The 21,121-nt window shown below is 69.2% G+C and carries 25 protein-coding genes and 4 tRNA genes; 12 read left to right on the top strand and 17 right to left on the bottom strand.

Annotation, left to right across the window (positions count from 1 at the left end):
• Positions 1 to 4: 4 nt before the first annotated feature.
• Positions 5 to 658 carry a TetR/AcrR family transcriptional regulator gene (locus tag AWC24_RS16700; protein WP_085086776.1) on the bottom strand — a complete coding sequence of 218 codons (654 nt, stop codon included), beginning with the start codon at positions 656 to 658 and terminating at the stop codon, positions 5 to 7.
• Positions 659 to 716: 58 nt separating this feature from the next.
• Here AWC24_RS16700 and AWC24_RS16695 point away from each other — a divergent pair, with 58 nt between their 5' ends.
• Positions 717 to 1,502, top strand: coding sequence for a Coq4 family protein (locus AWC24_RS16695; protein ID WP_085086774.1), 786 nt, complete (start codon positions 717 to 719; stop codon positions 1,500 to 1,502).
• Between the two features lie 12 nt (positions 1,503 to 1,514).
• Here AWC24_RS16695 and AWC24_RS16690 read toward each other — a convergent pair whose 3' ends face one another.
• The 9 genes from AWC24_RS16690 to AWC24_RS16650 all read right to left on the bottom strand — a co-directional run bounded on the left by AWC24_RS16690 (position 1,515) and on the right by AWC24_RS16650 (position 10,247).
• The gene (locus tag AWC24_RS16690) at positions 1,515 to 2,528 is read right to left on the bottom strand and encodes an alcohol dehydrogenase catalytic domain-containing protein (protein WP_085086772.1); all 1,014 of its coding nucleotides are present in this window, start codon (positions 2,526 to 2,528) and stop codon (positions 1,515 to 1,517) included.
• A 47-nt stretch (positions 2,529 to 2,575) separates the two neighbouring features.
• Positions 2,576 to 3,622 (bottom strand): NUDIX hydrolase, encoded by a 1,047-nt coding sequence (locus AWC24_RS16685; RefSeq protein WP_085086770.1) that lies wholly within the window; start codon positions 3,620 to 3,622, stop codon positions 2,576 to 2,578.
• Positions 3,622 to 4,746, bottom strand: coding sequence for a glycosyltransferase family 4 protein (locus AWC24_RS16680; RefSeq protein WP_085086768.1), 1,125 nt, complete (start codon positions 4,744 to 4,746; stop codon positions 3,622 to 3,624). The genes AWC24_RS16685 and AWC24_RS16680 overlap by 1 nt, the downstream gene beginning before the upstream one ends.
• Complete coding sequence (locus AWC24_RS16675) at positions 4,746 to 5,669, bottom strand: phosphatidylinositol mannoside acyltransferase (RefSeq protein ID WP_234807411.1); 924 nt, start codon at positions 5,667 to 5,669, stop codon at positions 4,746 to 4,748. Before AWC24_RS16675 ends, AWC24_RS16680 begins: the two co-directional genes overlap by 1 nt.
• A 17-nt stretch (positions 5,670 to 5,686) precedes the next feature.
• Positions 5,687 to 6,349, bottom strand: coding sequence for a phosphatidylinositol phosphate synthase (gene pgsA / locus AWC24_RS16670; RefSeq protein WP_085086764.1), 663 nt, complete (start codon positions 6,347 to 6,349; stop codon positions 5,687 to 5,689).
• Positions 6,346 to 6,906, bottom strand: coding sequence for an ATP adenylyltransferase (locus AWC24_RS16665; protein ID WP_085086762.1), 561 nt, complete (start codon positions 6,904 to 6,906; stop codon positions 6,346 to 6,348). Before AWC24_RS16665 ends, pgsA begins: the two co-directional genes overlap by 4 nt.
• Positions 6,903 to 8,963: a threonine--tRNA ligase gene (gene thrS / locus AWC24_RS16660; RefSeq protein ID WP_085086760.1), complete on the bottom strand. Its 2,061-nt coding sequence runs from the start codon at positions 8,961 to 8,963 to the stop codon at positions 6,903 to 6,905. The genes AWC24_RS16665 and thrS overlap by 4 nt, the downstream gene beginning before the upstream one ends.
• 92 nt (positions 8,964 to 9,055) lie before the next feature.
• Positions 9,056 to 9,670, bottom strand: coding sequence for a PaaI family thioesterase (locus AWC24_RS16655; protein ID WP_085086759.1), 615 nt, complete (start codon positions 9,668 to 9,670; stop codon positions 9,056 to 9,058).
• Between the two features lie 124 nt (positions 9,671 to 9,794).
• Positions 9,795 to 10,247 carry an Rv2617c family stress response/phage resistance protein gene (locus AWC24_RS16650; RefSeq protein WP_085087157.1) on the bottom strand — a complete coding sequence of 151 codons (453 nt, stop codon included), beginning with the start codon at positions 10,245 to 10,247 and terminating at the stop codon, positions 9,795 to 9,797.
• A 94-nt stretch (positions 10,248 to 10,341) separates the two neighbouring features.
• Here AWC24_RS16650 and AWC24_RS16645 point away from each other — a divergent pair, with 94 nt between their 5' ends.
• Complete coding sequence (locus tag AWC24_RS16645; protein WP_085086757.1) at positions 10,342 to 11,055, top strand: helix-turn-helix transcriptional regulator; 714 nt, start codon at positions 10,342 to 10,344, stop codon at positions 11,053 to 11,055.
• Here AWC24_RS16645 and AWC24_RS16640 read toward each other — a convergent pair.
• From AWC24_RS16640 to fdxA, 5 genes are all read right to left on the bottom strand, one after another.
• Positions 11,052 to 11,939: an NAD(P)H-dependent flavin oxidoreductase gene (locus AWC24_RS16640; protein ID WP_085087155.1), complete on the bottom strand. Its 888-nt coding sequence runs from the start codon at positions 11,937 to 11,939 to the stop codon at positions 11,052 to 11,054. The two genes, AWC24_RS16645 and AWC24_RS16640, sit on opposite strands and share 4 nt — an antisense overlap.
• Positions 11,940 to 12,013: 74 nt before the next feature.
• Entirely contained in the window at positions 12,014 to 12,352 is a 339-nt protein-coding gene (locus AWC24_RS16635; RefSeq protein ID WP_083037441.1) for a cupin domain-containing protein, read from the bottom strand.
• A 49-nt stretch (positions 12,353 to 12,401) separates the two neighbouring features.
• A complete protein-coding gene (locus AWC24_RS16630; protein WP_085086755.1) occupies positions 12,402 to 12,827 on the bottom strand; it encodes a hypothetical protein in 426 nt (141 codons plus the stop codon).
• Positions 12,824 to 13,579: a helix-turn-helix transcriptional regulator gene (locus AWC24_RS16625; RefSeq protein ID WP_083037443.1), complete on the bottom strand. Its 756-nt coding sequence runs from the start codon at positions 13,577 to 13,579 to the stop codon at positions 12,824 to 12,826. Before AWC24_RS16625 ends, AWC24_RS16630 begins: the two co-directional genes overlap by 4 nt.
• Positions 13,576 to 13,920 carry a ferredoxin gene (gene fdxA / locus AWC24_RS16620; protein ID WP_041318112.1) on the bottom strand — a complete coding sequence of 115 codons (345 nt, stop codon included), beginning with the start codon at positions 13,918 to 13,920 and terminating at the stop codon, positions 13,576 to 13,578. Before fdxA ends, AWC24_RS16625 begins: the two co-directional genes overlap by 4 nt.
• A 51-nt stretch (positions 13,921 to 13,971) precedes the next feature.
• On the opposite strand from fdxA, the gene AWC24_RS16615 reads away from it, so the two are divergent.
• Positions 13,972 to 14,571, top strand: coding sequence for a DUF2249 domain-containing protein (locus AWC24_RS16615; RefSeq protein ID WP_085086753.1), 600 nt, complete (start codon positions 13,972 to 13,974; stop codon positions 14,569 to 14,571).
• A 47-nt stretch (positions 14,572 to 14,618) separates the two neighbouring features.
• Positions 14,619 to 15,410 carry an enoyl-CoA hydratase/isomerase family protein gene (locus AWC24_RS16610; protein ID WP_085086751.1) on the top strand — a complete coding sequence of 264 codons (792 nt, stop codon included), beginning with the start codon at positions 14,619 to 14,621 and terminating at the stop codon, positions 15,408 to 15,410.
• Here the strand turns inward: AWC24_RS16610 and AWC24_RS16605 are convergent.
• Positions 15,407 to 17,071 carry an acyl-CoA synthetase gene (locus AWC24_RS16605; RefSeq protein WP_085086749.1) on the bottom strand — a complete coding sequence of 555 codons (1,665 nt, stop codon included), beginning with the start codon at positions 17,069 to 17,071 and terminating at the stop codon, positions 15,407 to 15,409. The genes AWC24_RS16610 and AWC24_RS16605 overlap by 4 nt on opposite strands.
• A gap of 117 nt (positions 17,072 to 17,188) precedes the next feature.
• Between AWC24_RS16605 and AWC24_RS16600 the strand changes: the two genes are divergently transcribed.
• The 3 genes from AWC24_RS16600 to AWC24_RS16590 all read left to right on the top strand — a co-directional run bounded on the left by AWC24_RS16600 (position 17,189) and on the right by AWC24_RS16590 (position 19,483).
• The gene (locus AWC24_RS16600) at positions 17,189 to 17,854 is read left to right on the top strand and encodes a DedA family protein (RefSeq protein ID WP_085086747.1); all 666 of its coding nucleotides are present in this window, start codon (positions 17,189 to 17,191) and stop codon (positions 17,852 to 17,854) included.
• A 97-nt stretch (positions 17,855 to 17,951) separates the two neighbouring features.
• A complete protein-coding gene (locus tag AWC24_RS16595) occupies positions 17,952 to 18,572 on the top strand; it encodes a hypothetical protein (protein ID WP_085086745.1) in 621 nt (206 codons plus the stop codon).
• 143 nt (positions 18,573 to 18,715) lie between these two features.
• Positions 18,716 to 19,483 carry an esterase gene (locus AWC24_RS16590; protein WP_085086743.1) on the top strand — a complete coding sequence of 256 codons (768 nt, stop codon included), beginning with the start codon at positions 18,716 to 18,718 and terminating at the stop codon, positions 19,481 to 19,483.
• A gap of 36 nt (positions 19,484 to 19,519) precedes the next feature.
• Here the strand turns inward: AWC24_RS16590 and AWC24_RS16585 are convergent.
• A tRNA-Val gene (locus tag AWC24_RS16585) sits at positions 19,520 to 19,591 on the bottom strand.
• A gap of 159 nt (positions 19,592 to 19,750) precedes the next feature.
• Between AWC24_RS16585 and AWC24_RS16580 the strand changes: the two genes are divergently transcribed.
• The 5 genes from AWC24_RS16580 (at position 19,751) to AWC24_RS16560 (ending at position 21,067) form a co-directional block, all read left to right on the top strand.
• Positions 19,751 to 19,823, top strand: a tRNA-Gly gene (locus AWC24_RS16580).
• Between the two features lie 29 nt (positions 19,824 to 19,852).
• A tRNA-Cys gene (locus AWC24_RS16575) sits at positions 19,853 to 19,923 on the top strand.
• Positions 19,924 to 19,940: 17 nt separating this feature from the next.
• Positions 19,941 to 20,015 (top strand) — tRNA-Val (locus AWC24_RS16570).
• A 79-nt stretch (positions 20,016 to 20,094) separates the two neighbouring features.
• On the top strand, positions 20,095 to 20,355 hold the full coding sequence (locus tag AWC24_RS16565) for a hypothetical protein (RefSeq protein WP_085086742.1): 261 nt from the start codon (positions 20,095 to 20,097) through the stop codon (positions 20,353 to 20,355).
• A 154-nt stretch (positions 20,356 to 20,509) separates the two neighbouring features.
• On the top strand, positions 20,510 to 21,067 hold the full coding sequence (locus AWC24_RS16560; RefSeq protein ID WP_234807396.1) for a DUF4352 domain-containing protein: 558 nt from the start codon (positions 20,510 to 20,512) through the stop codon (positions 21,065 to 21,067).
• Positions 21,068 to 21,121: the final 54 nt, after the last annotated feature.

Raw genomic sequence — 21,121 nt, 5'->3', positions numbered from 1 at the left:
CTCGTTACCCCGGCGCGGTAAACACCGGCCCGGCCGGGCACGGATCGGCGACCAGCGCGGGGAGCACGAACACCTGCACATACCGGCGGACCTGTGCGGCGTCGCCGGCGCCGGGAACGATGCCCAGCAGCAACCCGAGCGCGACCGACAACACGAAACGAGCGGCGTCGCCGGGGCGCAGGCCGGCACGCAGTTTGTCGCCGGCCTGCTGAAATCCCATCTCGAACTGCCCGGCCAGCACCTCGCTCAGGGTTGCCGACCGGGCGATCATCGCGGCGACGTTGCCCTCGTCGGTGTGCTCGGAGATCACCCGCAGCAGCGGGTCCTGGCCGACTTCGGTGGCCACGATCACCAGTGATTCGGTCACCAGCTCGCCGGGGTCGGTGGTGGTCTCCAGCCGGGCGGCGATGGCGGCCATTCTGCGTCCGGCGACCCGCACCACCAGCGCGTCCAACAGCTGGTCTCGGCTGCCGAAATGTCGATAGATCACCGCGCGGGTGTAGCCGGCGTCCCGCGCGATGACCTGCATCGTCGACGCGCGGTAGCCCCGGCGCGCGAACGACCGTTCCGCGGCGTCGAGCAGCAACTCCCGAGCGTGCTCGGGAGGGTTGCCACCACCGGGTGGCCTGCCTCGGCCGCGGATTGTCTTCGCCGACATATATGGACATCTCCATTCAAATGTCTATTATCGAAGCACCTGATGAAGGGATCGTCGCATGACCGCAACACTTACCGGTGTACCCGAACAGCGCGACTGGCCGGCAGTCTTCGGCTCGTGGCGGCTGTTGGCCAACCCGGGCAGGAACGGCGGCTCCGCCTTCGACTTGATCGTGGGCCTGGCGGCTCCGATCCTGGCGCGCAGCTACCACCAGCTGCGGGCACATCCCAATGGCCGGAAGCTGTTCGCCGAGAAGCCCGATCTGTTGGCGCTGCTGGGCGACGACGACTACCTGGCCTCGCTGCCGGCGGGATCGCTCGGCCACGCCTACCGGTCGTTTCTGCGCACCAACCGGCTCGATGCCGGCGTGTTCGACGTGGACACCGTGATCCGGCCGATCGCCGAGCGCCGCGGCTGGGATGACGATTTCTTCTACATGATGCGGCGCGGCACCGCCCTGCACGACATGTTCCACACCCTCGGTGGTTACGGTCCGGACATGGGCGGCGAGTTCGGCAATCTCGGCTTCCACTGCGGTCAGATGGAACCCTCCGGTGCGCTCAAAGCGCTCAGCCTCGGGCTGTTGGGCACCCTCATCCCCGCCTCCCCGCGCCGCAAGCTGCGCTACTTCCGCGAGGCGGTCCGCCGCGGGCAACGCGCCGACAACCTGATGGCCGCCCCCTACGAAGAGCTGCTGGACAAGCCGATCGCCGAGGTGCGCGAACTGCTGGGAATCGAGCCGACCGCCCGCGCGCATCGCGACGGGCACCTGTTCATCGGGTGGATGCCGCCGGGAATGACGCCGCCCACCCGCTGGGACTACGACGCGGGCCTCACGGCGTGAGCCGGCGCTGCGTCACATAGTCAACACCATCCGGTAGCGGGCGCGGCCCTGTTCCATAGCGGCGTATGCCTCCGCGGCCTGGGCCAGCGGCCGCTCCTCGATGCGGGCCCGCACCCCGGACAGCACCGCGAAGGCCATGGTCTCCTCGACGTCGCGGGCGGTGCCCGACGGGTGACCGGACACGCTGAGCCCCGGCCCGATCAACTGGAGCGGGGCGATCGGCAGCGGATCGGCGGAGACCCCGATGATGACCAGTTCCCCGCGAGACGCCAGGCCGCCCAGCGTATCGGCCATCGCCTGCGAATTGGCGGCGGTGGCCAGCACCACCGACACCCCGCCGAGGGCCTGCAACGCGGCCGCGACGTCGCCGGCGGTCGAGTCGATGTAGTGGTGGGCGCCCAGTGCGCGGGCATCCTCGCCCTTCCCGGCGCCGCGAGCGACCGCGATGGTCTCGAATCCCATCGCGGCGGCGAACTGCACGCCCAGGTGGCCCAGCCCGCCGACGCCGAGCACCGCGACGCGATCGCCCGGCAGCGCCCGGGTGGAGCGCAGCGCGTTGTAGGTGGTCACCCCCGCACATCCCATCGGCGCCGCCTCCACGAAGGACAGCGCGTCGGGGATCCGGGCCAGCGCGTTGGCCGGGACGGTCACCGATTCGCCGTAGCCGCCCGGGTAATGCAGGCTCGGCACCTGCCCGTTGTCGCAGTGGATGAAATCACCCCTGCGGCAGGGGATGCAGTGATTGCAGTGACCGCCGAACCATCCCACCGCCACCCGATCGCCGACGGCCCAGCCCGTCACGGCCGATCCGAGCTCGGCGATCCGGCCGGCGATCTCGTGCCCGGGGGTCAACGGCCAGCTGACGCCGGGAAACCCGCCACCGACGATGCCCTGGTCGGTGCCGCAGACACCGCAGGCGGCGACGTCGATCCTGACCTGATCGGCTCCCGGCGCGGCGGTGTCGACGTCGACCAGGCTCAGCGGTGCACCGGCGGACGGTACGTGAACAGCACGGTGGGTCGGCATTGGATGATCCTATTGCCGCTACCGGTGGCATTCCATGGCGCGAGCGGTCAGGAGATGCGGCGCAGTACCGGTTGGGCATCCGCCGAGTCGGCCAGCCGGGCCGCCTCGGTGAGCCGATCGCCGAGTTGGCGCGGGTAGACCTGCTCGCCGCCGGCGGTCAGCTCGGCGATGGCGGCCGCATCGCACCAGCGGTGACCGTGCAGGTAACGCTGTTCCAGTCCGGTGCGACCGGCGCCGGACGGTTCGAACCGGCCGGTGCGATAGGCGAAGAAGAACTCCTGGCTGTCGATCCGGTCGCCGTTGAACTGGAAGGCCGCGTCGCGGCGCCAGATCGGTCCGACCAGCTCGGCGGGATCGACCTTCAGTCCGGTCTCCTCGGCGAGTTCGCGCGCCGCCGCCTCGGCCAGCGGCTCATCGGGCAACACCTGGCCGCCGACGGTGAACCACCAGCGCGGCGCCGGATTGTCGGCGTCGTCGGGCAGGGCCGGGTCGCGGCCGCGCAACAGCAGCACCGAGCCCGCGTCGTCGAGCAGCACCACCCGCGCCGAGACCCGCGGGCCCAGTACGCCGTGCTCACCGTGGGCGACCATACTGGCCCGTTCGACGATCTCGAAATACGTTGGCATCGGCGCGGTTCCGCCCAGATGCAACGCCCGCACCAGCGGCCGCTCACGCAGCGCCACGGTGTCGCGGACCGCGTCGTTGTGGAACCGGCGAGCCAGCAGCACCCGAGCTTCGGCGTCGGCCAACTCGGCGATCATCGCCGGCGGCAACGACGCGGTGTCGATCATCGCCAATTCGGCCGACAACGCGTTCTCGGCCGTCTCACGGGCCTCGCGTGGCGCTCGCTCGGCGGCATCGGCCACGGCGGCCAGCCGCCGCCCGGTCAGCGCCTCGCCGTAGGCCTCGAACGCGACGGCCCGGGCCACCACGGCGCGGCGCGCCAGGGCCGCGTCGAGTGCCTGCCAGGACAGGTCGCAGCGCACGTGCAGCCGGTTGAGCCGGCTGGCGGTCTGGTAGGCCCAGCCCACCGTGGCGGCCAGCACCGCGACGGCGACCAGCACCAGCACGGCGACCAGGATCGTCGGGCCCATCAGTCGCCCACCGAGACCTTGCGGCCGACGCCGGCGACCGTCTCATAGACCCGGATGATCTGGTCGGCCACCACCGACCAGTCGAAGCGCCGTACCGCCTCGCTGCCCGCCGCCACATACGACGCCCGCAGCGCATCGTCGTCGAGTACCTCGATCAGGGCGGCGGCCAGCGCCGCGTGGTCATCGACCGGCACCAGCCGGCCCGCCTGTCCGTCGCGCAGCACCCGGCGGAAAGCGTCCAGGTCGCTGGCGACCACCGCCGCGCCGGCGGCCATCGCCTCGGCCAGCACGATGCCGAAGCTCTCCCCGCCGGTGTTCGGCGCGCAGTACACGTCGGCGCCGCGCAGCGCCGACGCCTTCTCGGCGTCGTCGACCTGCCCCAGGAACCGCAGATGTCCGGCCAATGCGCCTGCGTCGCTGCGCAGTTCGGCCTCGTCCCCGCGGCCGACGATCAGCAGCTCGACGTCGGGGAATTTCTCGACCAGCCCAGGCAGCGCCGCCAGTAACACCGCCATCCCCTTGCGGGGTTCGTCGTAGCGGCCGAGAAACAACACCGTACGGCCGGCGCGGGGATAGCCGGGCAATGGCTGCGCGGTGGCGAACGCGGCCACGTCGACGCCGTTCGGGATCTCGACCGCGTCGGATCCGAGCGCCTCCATCTGCCAGCGCCGGGCCAGGTCCGAGACCGCGATGCGGCCGATGATCTTCTCGTGCATCGGCCGCAGCAGGCCCTGGGCCACACTCAACGTCAGCGACTTGGTCGTGGAGGTGTGGAAGGTGGCCACGATCGGACCCTCGGCGACGTTCAACGCCAGCATCGACAGGCTGGGGGCATTCGGCTCGTGCAGGTGCAACACGTCGAAATCACCCCGCATCAGCCACTTCTTGACCTTGCGGTGGGCGGCCGGGCTGAACTGCAGCCGGGCCACCGAGCCGTTGTAGGGGATCCCGACGGCCTTGCCGGCGGAGACGACGTAATCGGGCAGCTGCATGTGCGGTGAGGCCGGCGCCAGCACACTGACCTCGTGCCCGCGGCCGCGCAGCACTTCGGCCAACTGCAGCACGTGGGCCTGTACCCCGCCCGGCACATCGAACGAGTAGGGACAGACCATGCCGATCCGCATCAGCTCTCCCCCAGATGCGCCCGTCGCGATTCGGGCAGATCCACCACCCACTGCGGCTGCATCATGTGCCAGTCCTGCGGGTACGCGGCGATGCCTTCGGCGAAGGTGTCGGCCAGCGCCTGGGTGATCACCCCGACATCATCGCTGCCGCACTCCAGCGGCGGATGAATCCGGATCCCCCAGCCCGCACCGTCGAACCTGCAGTGCGCCGGCAGCAGGGCCGCACCGGTGGCAAGTGCGAGTTTGGCCGGGCCGGCCGGCATCCGGGTGGTCTCACCGAAGAACTCGACCGCCACCCCGTTGCGGGTCAGGTCACGATCGGCCATCAGGCAGACCAGCCCGTTGGCACCCAGGCGCTCGGTCAGTACGTCGAACGGCGGACGTTCCCCGCCGGACAGTGGCAGCACCTCGAACCCCAGGCTCTCCCGGAAGTCGAGGAAGCGCCGGTAGAGCGACTCGGGTTTGAGGCGCTCGGCCACCGTGGTGAAACCGCCGTGGGTCTGGGCGAGCCAGACCCCGGCCATGTCCCAGTTGCCGCTGTGCGGCAACGCCAGCACCGCGCCGCGCCCGGCCCGCAATGCGGCCTCGAGGTGCTGCTCGCCCTGCACCGAATCATGCAGCCGGCGGGCCAGCTCGGCGTGGTCCATGGCGGGCAGCCGGAACGCCTCGCGCCAGTACCGGGCGTATGACGCCAGCGACGCCCGCATCAGCCCCGACGGCACCTCGGCCGGCGCCACCCCCAGCACCCGGGCCAGGTTCTTGCGCAGCTGCTCGGGTCCCCCGCCGCGGGCCGCAAACAAGGCGCCGACGTCGAATGCGTTGCGGGCGACGAATTCCGGCAATGCGCGCACCATCATCCAGCCGGCGGCGAACCCGGCATCGGTGGCCCAGGCGTCCAGTTGGCTCAGCCCGGGAACTCGCAGACCGCTCGGGATGAACGTCACGGTTCGGCGGTTCCCTGGCCGTCAGCTTCGGGCAGGGGCTCCACCGCCCCCGGTGAGGTGCGCACGGTGTGCAGTCGCTGCGCGCAGGTGATCAGACTGGCCACCGCCAGCAGCCACATCGCCACATGCAGCGCCCAGGGCAGCGGGTACACCGGCAGATCGGACAGCCCGGCGCCCACCAGCACGATGATCAGCCGTTCCGGGCGTTCGATGTAACCGCCGTCGCCGCGCAGGCCGCTGGCTTCGGCACGCGCCTTGATGTAGGAGATGACCTGCGAGGTCACCAGGCAGATCAATGTGGCGACCACCAACGGGGGGCTGTCGAGGCCGAAAGCCGCCCACCACAGCAGCCCGCAGAACACCGCACCGTCACTGATCCGGTCGCAGGTGGCGTCGAGGACCGCGCCGAACGCACTGCCGCCGCCGCGCAGCCGGGCCATCGCCCCGTCGATCATGTCGAAATGCACGAACAGCCAGACCACCAGCGTGCCGGCGAACAACTGCCCGGTCGGGAACAGTGTCAGCGCCGCCAGCACCGCACCGGCGGTTCCCATGATCGTGACGACGTCGGCGGTGAGCCCGGCCCGCAGGAAGGCCCGTGCCACCGGCGTGGTGATACCGGCGAACCTCGCCCGGGACAGGAACGGCAGCCTGCTCATGGCTGTTGGGCCCACTCGTCGGCGAGCAGCCGGCGAGTGTCACGCAGCAACTGCGGGATCACTTTGGAGCCACCGACGATGGTGATGAAGTTCGCGTCGCCGCCCCAGCGGGGCACCACGTGCACATGCAGATGCTCGGCCAGCGAGCCGCCGGCCGACTCGCCCAGGTTCAGGCCGACGTTGAACCCGTGCGGACGCGACACCGCCTTGATCACCCGGATGGCCTTCTGGATGAACGTCATCAACTCGGCGCCCTCGGGTTCGGTGAGGTCTTCGAACTCCGAGAACCGCCGGTAGGGCACCACCATCAGGTGGCCCGGGTTGTATGGGTAGAGGTTGAGCACCGCGTAGACGTTCTCGCCGCGCGCCACCACCAGCCCGTCCTCGTCGGACATCGTCGGGATGTCGGTGAACGGCCTGGTGGACCGCGCCGACCCGGCCCGGTCACGCTTGATCGGCGCCTCGGCCAGATAGGTCATCCGGTAGGGCGTCCACAGTCGCTCCAACCGGTCGGGATCACCGGCACCGGTGTCTACGATCCCCTGGTCGCCGGTCATGTCGCGTCGCCCGCCTTCAAGCCCGCCTTGACCGTCTCCGCGGTCGGCGCGGTGTTGTCCCGCGCGGCGATCCAGCCGGCGATCGCCGCGACCGCGTCATCGCGGGGCACGCCGTTGATCTGGGTGCGGTCGCCGAACCGGAAGCTGACCGCACCGGCGTCGACGTCGCGGTCGCCGGCCAGCAACATGAACGGCACGTGCGTGTTGGTGTGGTTGACGATCTTCTTGGGCATCCGGTCGTCGCTGGCGTCGACCTCGACCCGTATCCCGTGGCTGCGCAGCTGTGCGGCGATCTCATCCAGGTATTCCACGTGCTGGTCGGCCACCGGGATGCCGACCACCTGCACCGGCGCCAGCCAGGCCGGGAAGGCTCCGGCGTAGTGCTCGGTCAGCACACCGAAGAACCGCTCGATCGAGCCGAACAGGGCCCGGTGGATCAGCACCGGACGCTGCCGGGTGCCGTCGGCCGCGGTGTACTCCAACTCGAACCGGTCGGGCATGTTGAAGTCGAGCTGAATGGTCGACATCTGCCAGCTGCGGCCGAGGGCGTCTTTGACCTGCACCGAGATCTTCGGGCCGTAGAACGCCGCGCCGCCCGGGTCGGGCACCAGCGTCAGTCCGGACGCCTCGGCGACCTCGCGCAGCGTCTCGGTCGCACCCTCCCACACCTCGTCGGAGCCGACGTACTTCTCCGGGTCCTTGGTGGACAGCTCCAGGTAGTAGTCGTCCAGGCCGTAGTCGGCGAGCAGGTCCAGTACGAAGCGCAGCAGCGAGGCCAACTCCTCGCGCATGCTGTCCCGGGTGCAGTAGATGTGCGCGTCGTCCTGGGTCATGCCGCGCACCCGGGTCAGCCCGTGCACCACACCGGAACGTTCGTAGCGGTACACGCTGCCGAACTCGAAGAGCCGCAACGGAAGTTCCCGGTAGGAGCGCCCCCGTGACCGGAAGATCAGGTGGTGCATCGGGCAGTTCATCGGCTTGAGGTAGTAGTCCTGGCCGGGTTTGCGAACGGTGCCGTCCTCGGCGAACTCCGCGTCGATGTGCATCGGCGGGTACATGCCCTCGGAGTACCACTGCAGGTGACCGGAGGTTTCGTACAGCGCCGACTTGGTGATGTGCGGGGTGTTGACGAACTGGTAGCCGGCCTCGATGTGCTTGCGTCGCGAGTAGTCCTCCAGCTCGCGGCGGATGATCCCGCCCCTGGGATGGAAAACCGGTAGGCCCGAACCGATTTCGTCGGGAAAACTGAACAGGTCCAGCTCCACGCCGAGTTTGCGGTGATCGCGTCGCTGGGCCTCCTCGATCAACTCGAGGTGACGCTCCAATGCCTCCCGGGATTCCCACGCGGTGCCGTAGACGCGCTGCAGGCTGGCGTTGTTCTGGTCGCCGCGCCAGTAGGCGGCCGAGCAGCGGGTGAGTTTGAACGCGGGGATGAAGCGGGTGGTCGGGATGTGCGGGCCGCGGCACAGGTCGCCCCAAACCCGTTCGCGGGTGCGGGGGTTGAGGTTGTCGTAGGCGGTGAGCTCGTCGCCACCGATCTCCATGATTTCGGCCATGTTGTCGGTCGACACCGACTTGTCGTCCACCAATTCCAGTTTGTAGGGCTCGGCGGCCAGTTCGGCGCGGGCGGCCTCCTGGGACTCATAGACCCGCCGGGCGAACAACTGACCGTCCTTGATGATCGCCCGCATCCGCTTCTCGAGCTTCTCCAGGTCCTCGGGGGTGAAGGCCTCGGGCACGTCGAAGTCGTAGTAGAAGCCGTCGGTGATCGGCGGGCCGATGCCGAGCTTGGCAGCCGGGAACAAGTCCTGCACGGCCTGGGCCAGCACGTGCGCGCACGAGTGCCGGATGACGCTGCGGCCGTCTTCGGTGTCGGCCGCCACCGGGATCGCCTCGGCGTCGGTGTCGGGGATCCAGCTCAGGTCGCGCAGTTTGCCGTCGGCGTCGCGCACCACCACGATCGCATCCGGCGCCCCCCGGCTGGGCAGGCCCGCCGCCCGCACCGCGTCGGCGGCGGTGGTGCCGGCAGGAACCCGGATCGGGGCGGGCGCGCTCATGAGGCGGTCTCCAAGGGGATGCGAGGTGGTCGAAACGTCCGCGACCATGCTATCGGGGCTGTGGTGGCCGACCGCTCGGGAGTATGCCGCGCTCACGGCTGGCCGGGCTTGAGCACCACGAACAACGCTTCGCCGTCGGCCAGCACCGTATCGCCGTCGCGCAGCGCGGTCCCGACGAAGATCTTCCGGCCCTCCGTCCGGCTAATCCACGCCTCGACCTGCAACTCCTTGTCGATCGGGACGATGTTGCGGTAGTTGATGTGCAGATAGGCGGTGCGCTGGTAGGGCCCGCCGGTCAGCAGCCACGACGCGGTTCCCAGCACCGAGTCGAACAGCAGACCGATGGCGCCGCCGTGCGCGGCACCGTTGCGTCCCAGGTGGAAGCGGCCGAATCGGGCCCAGCCGCGCAGTCGGCCGTCCTCGGTCCTGCCGAGTTTCATCGGCACCGCCAGCAGGTTGCCGCGCATCGGCAGATCCAGCCGGCGCCCCGACGGCGACGACCATTCGTCGCTGTCGAACGGCGCCAACAGGTCGCAGACGTCCTGCAGCGCGTCCGCGGCCCGGCTGAACACCTCGTCGGGGGCGTCGGCGGCTCGGGCGTGGTCCTGCAGCGCACGCATCGTCTCGAGGAACCGGCCGTAGTCCGGCCCGCCCTTCTGGGTCGGTTCGGGCGGGTTGAAACCGCCGCCGGCATGTGTGGCTGTCACGCGTCTATTTAACGTTGACGCTGCGTCCAGGGCGCATCCCACTCGCACTTTTGCGCCCTGGACGCAGACTCAACCGCTAACGCTGACCGGCCGTGGCGCGGCCGCGAACTGGACGGTGGCGGCGTCAGGTCACACGGCGGACATGCACGGCCTGGGCCAGCCGTGCCAGTACCACCGCGGAGACCAGCAGACCGAAGTCCCGCAGCGCGACGTCGTAATAGCCGGACAAGGTGAGCAGGTCGACGATGATGCCGGCGAGCCACGCGGCCACCACCCAGGCGCCGATCCGCGGCGCGACCGCGACCAGGACACCGGCGACGATCTCGATGACGCCGATCAGATACATGGCTTGGTCGCCGTTGCCTGGCAGGATGTCATTGATCCAGCCGGCAAGGTACTTGTCCCAGTGGCTCGGGCCCGCGCCTCCGGGGACGTGCGTCAGCAGATTGAAGAACTTGTCCAGACCGAACAGGATCGGGGCCACCGTGAACAACGATCGCAGCAGAAAGTACGCCTCGAACAACGGATCCTTCAACCGCTCCGAAAGGGCAGGTGAGCCCAGATTGGTGGTACTCATGAACATCCTCCTCGCTTCTAAATATTAACATTTTGTACGTTAGAACTACTTGAATCTAACGTCAAGAATTTTCCCTGATAGAAATCTGCTGCCGATGGCCAACCTGGACCGCAACATGACCGGGATCGGTGCGCTCGCCGATCCGGTTCGTCGCGAGCTGTATCGATTCGTCGCCTCTCAAGCCGCCCCGGTCAGCCGTGACGAGGCTGCCGCTGCTACCGGGATTGCCCGCCATCAGGCAAAGTTCCATCTGGACCGGCTGGAAGCGGACGGCCTGCTGGTGAGCGACTACGCCCGGTTGACCGGTCGCTCAGGTCCCGGCGCCGGCCGCCCGTCGAAGCGCTACCGGCGCTCCCCGAGCGAGATCGCAGTGAGCCTGCCGCCGCGGGAATATGAACTGGCGGGCCGGTTGATGGCCGATGCGATCGCCGAATCCGCCCGTACCGGCACACCGGCAATCCAGGCGCTCGACCGACTGGCCCGCGATTACGGCCGTGAACTCGGTAAGGCTGCCACAGCGGAGCGGCCACCGACCGACGCCGCGGCCGCCCTCGAGTTGGCCACCGATGTGCTCACCGAACACGGCTACGAGCCGCGTGACGACGGCGGCGGCGAAGTGTATTTGGCCAACTGCCCGTTTCACGGACTGGCCCAGTCCCAGACAGAACTGGCCTGCACCATGAATCTCGCGTTGATCAGCGGCGTCACCGATGCGCTGATGCCGTACTGCCCGCGGGCCCGTCTGGCGCCCGATCCGTCTCGGTGCTGCGTGGTGCTGACCGCCGGTGGGCGTCCCGCCCCCGGTTAGCCCCAGCGGGCCAACAGGCGTTGCGCCCCGGCGCACAGCTCATCGACGACCACCGCCACCGGACGGCTCTCGCTGAGCAGTCCCACGCCCTGACCGGCGTCGACCGGAGCGATCCGCTGGTCTTCGGCGGCGATACCGGCCGCCAGTTCCGCGGCCGCACCCTCATCACCGGCCAGCGTTGCCTCCCGGCCCGCCCAGCGGCCGGTGAACGCGTTGCGCAGCACCCTGGACGGGAATTGCGCCGGCCAGTCCAACCGCTGGCCGACGTCGAACACCCGGGTGATCACGGTGTCGGTGCCGGCCGCCGCCATCAAGGCGCGCCGGGCCGCGTCGCCGGTCAGCGCCTCAGGACAGGCCGACAGGCAGGTTCCCAGCCAGGCCCCGGCGGCTCCGGCGGCCAGCACCGCGGCCAGGCTGCGCGGCGAGGCGATCCCCCCGGCCGCCAACACCGGTACCGTCACGGCGTCCAGGACGACGTCCAGCAGCGGCAGCGTGGCGAGCCTGATCTCCCCGTGTCCACCGCCCTCGGCGCCGCGGGCCACCAGGACGTCCAGCCCGGCATCTTGGGCGCGCCGGGCGGTCTCGGCGTCGTAGACCTGGGTGGCGGTGCGGATTCCGGCCGCGTGGGCGCGCTCAACCCAGCGCAGGTCGGTGCCGAAGCTGACCGAGAGCAGCGCGGGGCGGGCGGCCAGCGCGGCATCGAGCAGGTCCGGTTGGTCGCGGATCACCCAGTCCACCAAGCCGATCCCGAACCTCGCCGGCCCGGCCCGGGCCAGCTCGGTGGCCAGTGACGCCGCGGTGGCGGTGCTGCCCATCCCGATCATGCCCAGCCCGCCGGCGGCGCTGACCGCAGCGGCCAGCCGTCCGCCGGCCACCCCTCCCATCGGCGCGTTGACGATGGGCACCCGCAGCCCCGCCCCTAGCGACCAGGGTGTGCCGAGCGGCGGCGCGGACACGCTCAGTGCGAGGCGCTCTTGGCGACGGTCAGCAGCACCACCGAGTCCTCGGGCGCCTCCAGCGCGTGGCGGGTGCGGGGCAGCACCACGAACTCCCCGGCCGAGCCCTCCCAGGCGTCGTCACCGGCGGTCAGCCGCACCCGGCCGCGCAGCACCTGCAGGGTGGACTCCCCCGGGCTGTCGTGTTCGGCCAGCGCCTCACCGGCCCGCAGTGCCACCAGCGTCTGACGCAGGTGGTGCACCGAGCCGCCGTAGACGGTGTGAGCCGAGCGCCCGCTGTGGTGCTGCCGGGCTTCGGCCAGCTTCTCGTCGGCCAACGTGGTCAGCGAAGTCGATTCCATCGGTAATCCTTACTGCTAGGCGGGTGGACAGGTGTTCGGTTCAAACAGTTCAGCGGGCCAGCAACAGGATGCCGAGCGGCACCAGCGCGGCGACCTTGATCAACTCCAGGACGATGTAGGCGTAGTGCGCGCGGGAGCGGGGCGCATCCAGCCCGGCAAGCACCTGATCGGCGCGACGGCTCAGCCCCGGCCGCACCATCAGCAGCTGAGCGACCAGCATCGTCACCGCGACCGCGAACGTCACCACGACGGGACCGGTCGGCCGCTCGGAGACGAATGACGCCGCGATGGCGGCCGCCAGGATGAGCTCCACTGAATTGAGGGCCCGAAAGACCAAGCGGCCGATACCCAGACAGACCGGGATCGTCGCGTTGGGGGCCCGGAACTTCAGCGGCGCCTCCATGAACGAGATCGCCATCACCATGCCCAGCCAGAGAAATGTCGCGGCGATCGCAACGGCGGCGGCAATGCTCACCCGGTGGGCCCTTCCACTCGCACCGGAGCCGCGGGCGACGGCTCGACCAGGGCCCCGTTCGGGGCCGGCTCGCGCTCATCGAGTTCCATCGACTTCAAGTGCGCCACACACAGATCCGGCTGAGCGAACGAGTCGAGACGATCAACGGTCACCGGTGCGTCCCAGGCTTCCAGCGCGCCTTGCATCAGGCCCAGATGGATCGGACAGACCACGTCGGTGGAGGTCTCGGCGAGTTCCAGGAACGGGCAGTGCCGCAACCCGAGCTGCGTCTCACCGGCATCGTCGGGTTCGAGCTGCTCGGGCTGGAAACCCAACTCGTCGAGCATGTCGACGAGCTGGTCGGTCGACTCGTCGGCGCCGACGGGATCGGCCGGGCGGTTCAGCGGCCGCAACCGCTGTCCCCACGCCCGGCCGGCCGCCAGGGCTTTGCCGCTGGGGTCGGAGTCGGCGGCCAGGCCGATGGTGAGGATCTCTGCCAGCAGCCGGAATCGGCGGGTGCCACCACGGTCCATCTGCCGGATCGCCCGGAACATCAGCGCCGGACGGCCCCGGCCCTTGTGGTCGGGCTCGGTGTGCTCGACGCGGCCTTCCTCCACCAGGGTGTCCAGATGGAAACGCACGGTGTTGGGATGCACCCCCAACTCGTCGGCGATCTGGACGATGCTCAGCGGCTCGTCCGCGGCCTGCACCAGCCGAAGCACGTCGAGGCGACGTCCTCCAGGCGGCCCAGGCGGTTTGGCGATGTCGCTCACTCCCCCTGGGGAGGGAAGCTGGCCACTAGCGGGGTGTCGATGCCGAGCGGTCCGATCTTGGCGGCGCCACCGGGCGAGCCGAGCGCCTCGTCCCGGCCGGGCAGGGCCTCGGTGAAGAACTCCGCGTTGTCGGCCAGGTGCGGCTGCAACTCTTCCGGAAGGTCATCCTCGTAGTAGATGGCCTCGACCGGGCAAACCGGTTCGCAGGCACCACAATCCACGCATTCGTCAGGATGGATGTAGAGGGCTCGCCCGCCTTCGTAGATGCAGTCGACGGGGCACTCCTCCACGCAGGCCCGGTCCATCACGTCAACGCACGGCTTCCCGATCACATATGCCATGGGCGTAGAGTTTACACAAGGGATTTTGTAGAAACTAGAAGGGAGACCCAAATGTCGGAGGCCGAACTCGACGCCCGGGTGCTACCCAGATCCGAGAAGCACAAGACCATCTTCGCGACGTTCGCCGAGCTGCCGGCCGGCGAGTCGTTTGTGCTGCTCAACGACCACGAGCCGGAGCCCTTACGCCTCGAGTTCGAACGCGAACACCCCGGCAGCTACGGCTGGGAGTACCTGGAAAAAGGCGCCGAACGCGGCGCGCTGTGGCGGACCCGGATCTCCCGGCTCTCCTCGACCGCGGTGCCCTGGATCCTGACCGACACCACGACCACCGGCGACGGGGCCGAAGCCGACCCGGCCGGGGTGGTCTGGAAGCTGGAGGTGGCCAGCCGCGAGATCGACGCCGACGTCACCAGCCTGTCGGCCGGCCAGGACACCGGCATGCACGTCGGCCCGGAGATCGACGCCTTGATTCACGTGTTGTCCGGCAGCGGAGCGCTCACCACCGAGTTGGGCACGATCGAGCTGGCCGCCGGAGCCCTTCTGTGGATGCCCAAACGGTCCCGCCGCCGATTCGTCGCCGGCCCGGAAGGATTGCGCTACTTGACGATTCACCAGAAGCGGCAGTTCTTGAACCTGATGGCGGCAGGCTGAGCCGCCGTTGCTGGACCGCCGCGGTGCAGGTCGGGTAGAAACGACTGATGGCTGACAGGTACCGCGACTTCCCCACGCTTCGACTCGAGACCGGTGACAACGGTGTGCTGCAGCTGGTGCTGGACGCACCGGGGCTCAACTCGGTGGGCCCGCAGATGCACCAGGATCTGGCCGACGTGTGGCCGGTCATCGACCGCGACGACGCGGTGCGCGCGGTGCTGGTCCGCGGCGAGGGCAAAGCATTCTCCGCCGGCGGCAGCTTCGAGCTGATCGAGAAGACCATCGGCGACTACCCCGGGCGGATGCAGGTGCTGCGCGAGGCCCGCGACCTGGTGCTGAACATGGTCAACTTCTCCAAGCCGGTGATCTCGGCGATCAGCGGCCCCGCCGTCGGCGCCGGGCTGGTGGTGGCGCTGTTGTCGGACATCTCGGTGGCCGGGCGCACCGCCCGGCTGATCGACGGCCACACCAAGCTCGGGGTGGCCGCCGGCGATCACGCCGCGATCTGCTGGCCGCTGCTGGTCGGCATGGCCAAGGCCAAGTACTACCTGTTGACCTGCGAGACGCTGCACGGCGAGGAGGCCGAACGCATCGGGTTGGTCTCCAAGTGCGTCGACGACGACGAGGTGCTGGCCACCGCGACCCGCATCGCCGACGATCTGGCGCACGGCGCCCAGGACGCGCTGCGCTTCACCAAGCACAGCCTCAACTACTGGTACCGGCAGTTCGCGCCGGCCTTCGAGACCGCGCTGGGATTGGAGTTCCTCGGGTTCTCCGGCCCGGATGTGCACGAGGGGCTGGCCGCCATCCGGGAGAAGCGCAAGCCCCGGTTCAGCTAGGCAGGCGCCGCCCCGCCGGCCTGCGCCTTGGCCCAGCGGTAGTCGGCCTTGCCCGACGGCGAACGCTGCACCCGCTCGCAGAACACCACGTCCTTGGGCAGCTTGTAGCGCGCGATGTGGCGGGCCGCCTCGGCGACGATGTCGTCGACCTCGGCGTCGGCTCCCGCCGCCAGCTGCACCACGGCGACGACCTCGTGGCCCCACCGTTGACTGGGCCGCCCCACCACCACGACGTCGTAGACGGCGGGGTGCCGGGACACGGCGGCTTCGACCTCCTCGACGAAGATCTTCTCGCCACCGGAGTTGATCGTCACCGAGTCACGGCCGAGCAACTCGATGCCGCCGTCGGCATGCCAGCGTGCCCGGTCACCGGGGACCGACTGCCGGATGCCTTCGATGATCGGGAAGGTGCGCGCGCTCTTCTCCGGGTCGCCCAGATACCCCAGCGGCACATAGCCCTGCTGCGCCAGCCAGCCGATCTCGTCGTCGCCGGGCGTCAGAATGCGTGTCATGTCCTCGCTGACCACGACCGCGCCCGGGTTCGGGGTGAACCGGCCGGTGGAGGCCTGCCCGCGGCTGGTGGTCTGGCCCATCTGCGCGCCGGTCTCCGACGATCCGCCGGCATCCAGGATCGACAGCTGCGGCAGCAGCTCCAAGATCCGTTGCTTGATCGGAACGGTCAGCGGTGCGCCACCGCTGGCCAGCACCAACAGTCCGGACAGTGCGTCGGCCAGCTCGGGGCCACCGGCTTCCAGCGCGTCGGCAAGCGGCCGCGCGAAGGCATCACCGACGATCGACAGCGAGATGACCCGCTCTCTTGCGACCACCTCCCAGGTCGCCACCGGGTCGAACCGGTCGGTGGTCGCCGCCATGACGAACGGCCGGCCGCCGAGCAGCGTGATGAACGCCGCCCATTGGGCGGCGCCGTGCATCAGCGGCGCCACCGTCATCGAGCCGGGGCCTCCGGCCCGGGTGCGGTCGACGATCTCGGCCAGGCTGGTGGGCACGGTGCCGGTGCCGAACTCCCGGCCGCCCATCGCGTTGATGAAGATGTCGTGCTGTCGCCACAACACCCCCTTGGGCATGCCGGTGGTGCCACCGGTGTAGAGCAGGTAGAGGTCGTCCGGGGACAGCGCCAGGCCCAACGGCTCGGCGGAGGTGGCGGCCAGCAACTCCTCGTAGCGCACCGCGCCGGGCAGCGGCGCATTGCCGGAATCGTCGTCGACATGGATGAGCGTCAGCTGCGGCAGCCGGTCACGGGCCCGCGCCAGTGCGTCGGCCAGCGTCGGGGCGTACCGGGCGTGGTACATGACCGCCTCGGTGGCGGCGTCGGTCAGCACGTAGACCAGTTCGTCGGCCACGTAGCGGTAGTTGACGTTGAACGGCGCGACCCGGGCGTTGTAGGCCCCGAGCATGCCCTCCAGGTATTCGTTGCCGTTGGCCAGGTACAGCGCCAGATGACTCTGCCCGGATTCGTGGGCGGTCAGTTCGGGGCGCTCGCGGCGCACTCCCAGGCCGCGCTCGTGCAGTGCCCGTGCCAGCCGGCGCGCCCGGTCCTCGATCTGCGCGTAGGTCAGCCTCCGGTCGCCGAACACCACGCAGTCGCGATCCGGGACGGCCGCCGCCACCGCCGAGAAAACCTGGGCGAGATTGAATTCCACTGCCGCTCCTTGATCGACCACCGGCCTGCGCGGTGGATAACGCTACTAGGTGACTCATATTCGGCCGGTGACGGTCTCCGGCGGGCGCATCGCGACAACGTCAGGCATGCTTGCCGCATGTCGGTGGACGCCCTGCTGCAGTCGATCCCGCCCGTGCTGGTCTACCTGCTCGTCGGCGGGGTGATCGGCCTCGAGAGCCTGGGTATCCCGTTGCCGGGCGAAGTCATGTTGGTCGGCGCCGCGCTGCTGTCCTCACGCCCCGAGTTGGCGATCGACCCCGCCGGTGTCGCGGCGGCGGCGATAACCGGCGCGGTGATCGGCGACTCGATCGGATATTCGATCGGTCGGCGCTTCGGCATGCCACTCTTCGATCGACTGGGCCGGCGGTTTCCGAACCATTTCGGTCCCGGTCACATCGCCTACGCCGAACATCTGTTCGCCCGCTGGGGCACCAGCGCGGTGTTCTTCGGGCGGTTCGTCGCGCTGCTGCGCATCCTGGCCGGGCCACTGGCCGGGGCGTTGAAGATGCGCTATTCGCACTTCCTCGTCGCCAATGTGACCGGTGCTATCTGCTGGGCCGGCGGCACCACCGCCCTCGTCTACTACGCGGGGGTGGCCGCCGAACACTGGTTGTCCCGGTTCTCCTGGGTCGCGCTGCTGCTCGCGGTGCTCGCCGGTGTCATCGGCACTCTCGCGCTGCGGGGACGCATCGGCGCTCACATCGCCGAACTCGAAGCGCAGCATCGCCTCCAGTCCGGTCCCGTTCAAGAACGCGCCGAATAGGGGCCGGATAGGGGTTGTCCTCGCGCCGTCGCCGGAGCATGGTGGAAGGGACCGGCGGCGCTGCCGGGGCGTCGCCCCGATCCACTCGGAGGCCGATATGTTCGCGCGCGCAACCACCATCCACGCCCATCCGTCGTTCCTCGACGAGGGCATCACCCATGTCCGCGGTGTGGTGATGCCGACCCTGGCCGACATGGACGGCTGCGCGGGGATGTCGATGCTCGTCGACCGCGACGCCGGCCGGTGCATCGTGACCTCGTCATGGCTCGATGAGGACACCCTGCGGGGCAGCGAGGCCGGCGCCCAGCAGCTGTGCGACCGCGCCACCGAGATCTTCCACGCCACCGCCGAGATCACCCGCTGGGAGATCGCCGCGGTACGCCGGGATCACCGGTCCCGGCGCCACGCCGGTGTGCGGGTCACCTGGCTGCGGACCGACCCGGCCGGCTGCGAGCGGTTGATCGACACCTACAAGCTGGCGCTGATCCCGCAGCTGGCCGACCTCGGCGGGTTCTGCAGCACCACCCTGCTGGTGGACCGCTCGTCGGGACGGGCGGTGTCGTCGATCAGCTTCGAGGACCGCGCGGCGATGGTGGCCACCCGTGCCGGCGAACAGGCGATCTGGGCCCGGGCCGTCAACGATGTCGGCGCCGACGTGCTCGAGGTCGCCGAGTTCGACCTGGCGATCGCGCATCTGAACGCACCCGAGATGGTCTAGCCGCAATAGGCGAAGCCGCAGGTGGGGTGCGCTTCGGCGAGCACCAGGTGTTGCAACGGCTTACGCGAGGCGAGGCGGCAGGGGTGAGCGCGCGTTAACCTTTGGTCGCGGCGGCTTGCCGCCTTTGCCAGGAGGTAGCACCCATGCGCTGTATCAGCGTGGCCGTGGTTGTCACGGTTGCCGCCATGTTCGGTTGCGTGCCCGTGGCTGTGGCGGCCCCGAAGGATTACTGCGCCGAGCTCAAAGGCGGCAACACCGGCCGCACATGTGAGATCCAGCTCTCCGAGCCCGGGTACAGCGTCGACATCAGCATCCCGCTGAACTACCCGGACCAGAAACCGATTGCCGAGTACGTCGCCCAGACCCGCGACACGTTCCTCAACTCGGCCAAGTCCGGTGCGCCTCGCAGCGCACCGTACGAGTTGAGCATCAAGCCGACGGAATACACCTCGTCGATCCCCCCGCGCGGCACGCAAGCGGTGGTGTTGACAGTGAACCAAAACGTCGGCGGGGCGCAGCCACAGACGACGTACAAGGCGTTCAACTGGGACCAGACCTACCGCAAGGCGATCACCTATGCGGCTGCACCGGACGACAAAGAACATGCGCCGCTGTGGCAGGTGGACGATCCGCTGCGGACCGTCGCGCCGATCGTCGAGGCCGAACTGCAGCAGCAGCTGGCGCCGCCGCCCGCACCACCAGAACAGCCAACGACGACCACAACCAGCACGGCGCCAGCACCGTTACCGTTCGCGCAGACCGCGCTGTACGACCCCGCCAACTATCAGAATTTCGCGGTGATCAACGACGGGGTGATCTTCTTCTTCGACCAGGGCGTGTTGCTGCCCGCCTCGGCCGGGGCGTTGCACGTGCTGGTGCCCCGGTCTGCGATCGACCCGATGATCGCCTGACAACTCCCCGCCCCGCCGCTTGCGGGCGGTTTCGTGTGGTCCCGGCTGGGATCGAACCAGCGACCTTCCGCGTGTGAGGCGGACGCTCTCCCCCTGAGCTACGAGACCGGATGAACGAGGTCGAAGACTAGCACGCCGGGCGTCCACCGCCTCAACGCGCAGCCTGATCGGCGCCCGACTCGCCGATCTGACAGGGCAAGTTGTGTTGTCTCACATCGGTGGACTAATGTTCTGCTTCGCGACGGGCGACGATCTCGCTCGTGGCACGCGGATGTAGCGCAGTTGGTAGCGCATCACCTTGCCAAGGTGAGGGTCGCGGGTTCGAATCCCGTCATCCGCTCGAGGGTGTCAAGTGGCATCAACCCTTGCGGTGGAGTGGCCGAGTGGTGAGGCAACGGCCTGCAAAGCCGTGCACACGGGTTCGATTCCCGTCTCCACCTCCGTTCCTTGGCTCTAAGCGCGGTTAGCTCAGCGGGAGAGCGCTTCCCTGACACGGAAGAGGTCGCTGGTTCAATCCCAGTACCGCGCACCAGATTTCATGCAGGTCATTGCTCGCATCCGGTGCACCGATCCGGCCGGCCGTTGTCGGCGCCGCATGCAATGGTGGCCACATGATTCGCCTCATCACCGTTGTCGCTGCGGCAACCATCACGCTCTGCGTTGCGGCCCCGGGCGCCGCCGGTGCCGATCCCGGCCCGACCCCGGCACCGCCCGACCCCGGTGGCGGCTTCGCCTCCGGTTGGGCGCAATGCGGCGACCGGTTGGTGCCTGCGGATCCGCGGGTCGACATGTCAAACCCGTTGGGTGGGCTGATCTACCGGGAGATGCTGCGGCACGCGTGCGGGAACGATGGCGCCGCAAGCACCCCTTGACCGCACTTCCCGACCCGGCCGGCCCACATCGGGGCTGGTGCGGTGCCACCGTTGCGGAGAACCGACCCGAATCGTGGGCCGGTCCGCACCGATGAGCAGCTAGGCAGCAGAATCGATGGCAACGCATACGCCGGTGGAAAGGTAGCGAGAGAGAATGAGCCCCACGAATCGACCCGTCGTCGCCCTGTCGGCAGCCGCCCTGCTGTCTGCCGGGGTGCTGGCGGCATGTTCGGGTCCCGCCGAATCGGAGAGCGGGCCGATGTCGTCGAGCACCACCGCGACCGGGACGGCCGCAGCGAAACCGGGACGCACCGGCGACACCCTCACGCTGACGCGGGCCGACGGCAGCACCATCGCGGTCACCCTGGAACGCATCATCACCCCCGCGACCGTCGCCCCGGGCAAGGGCGATCCGGCGGTCACCTACATCGCGACCCAACTCAAGATCGCCAACCAGGGGTCGGCGACGATGAACGGCAACGCCAACACCAACGTCTGGGTGCTCGGTTCCGACGATCACAGCTACGAACCTGATCTGAACAACGTCAGCGAATGCGCGAACTTCGACTCCGGCATGTTCCATATCTCGCCCGGCGATTCGGCGACCGGTTGCGTGGTGTTCGCGCTGCCGCACGGCGTCAGTCCGGCGAAGGTGAAGTACGCGCCGTCCTCGGGGTTCGCCGACGACTTCGGGGAGTGGCTGGCCTCCTGAGCCACCCCTTGGCGTCAACCAATAGTTGACGGCCCGCCGTCGTCAACCTACAGT

Origin of the sequence: Mycolicibacter senuensis (assembly GCF_002101885.1) — a bacterium.
GTDB classification, from domain to species: Bacteria; Actinomycetota; Actinomycetes; order Mycobacteriales; family Mycobacteriaceae; genus Mycobacterium; species Mycobacterium senuense.
The sequence above is the reverse complement of the archived record's forward strand: the minus strand, read 5'-3'. Positions and strand labels throughout refer to the sequence as shown.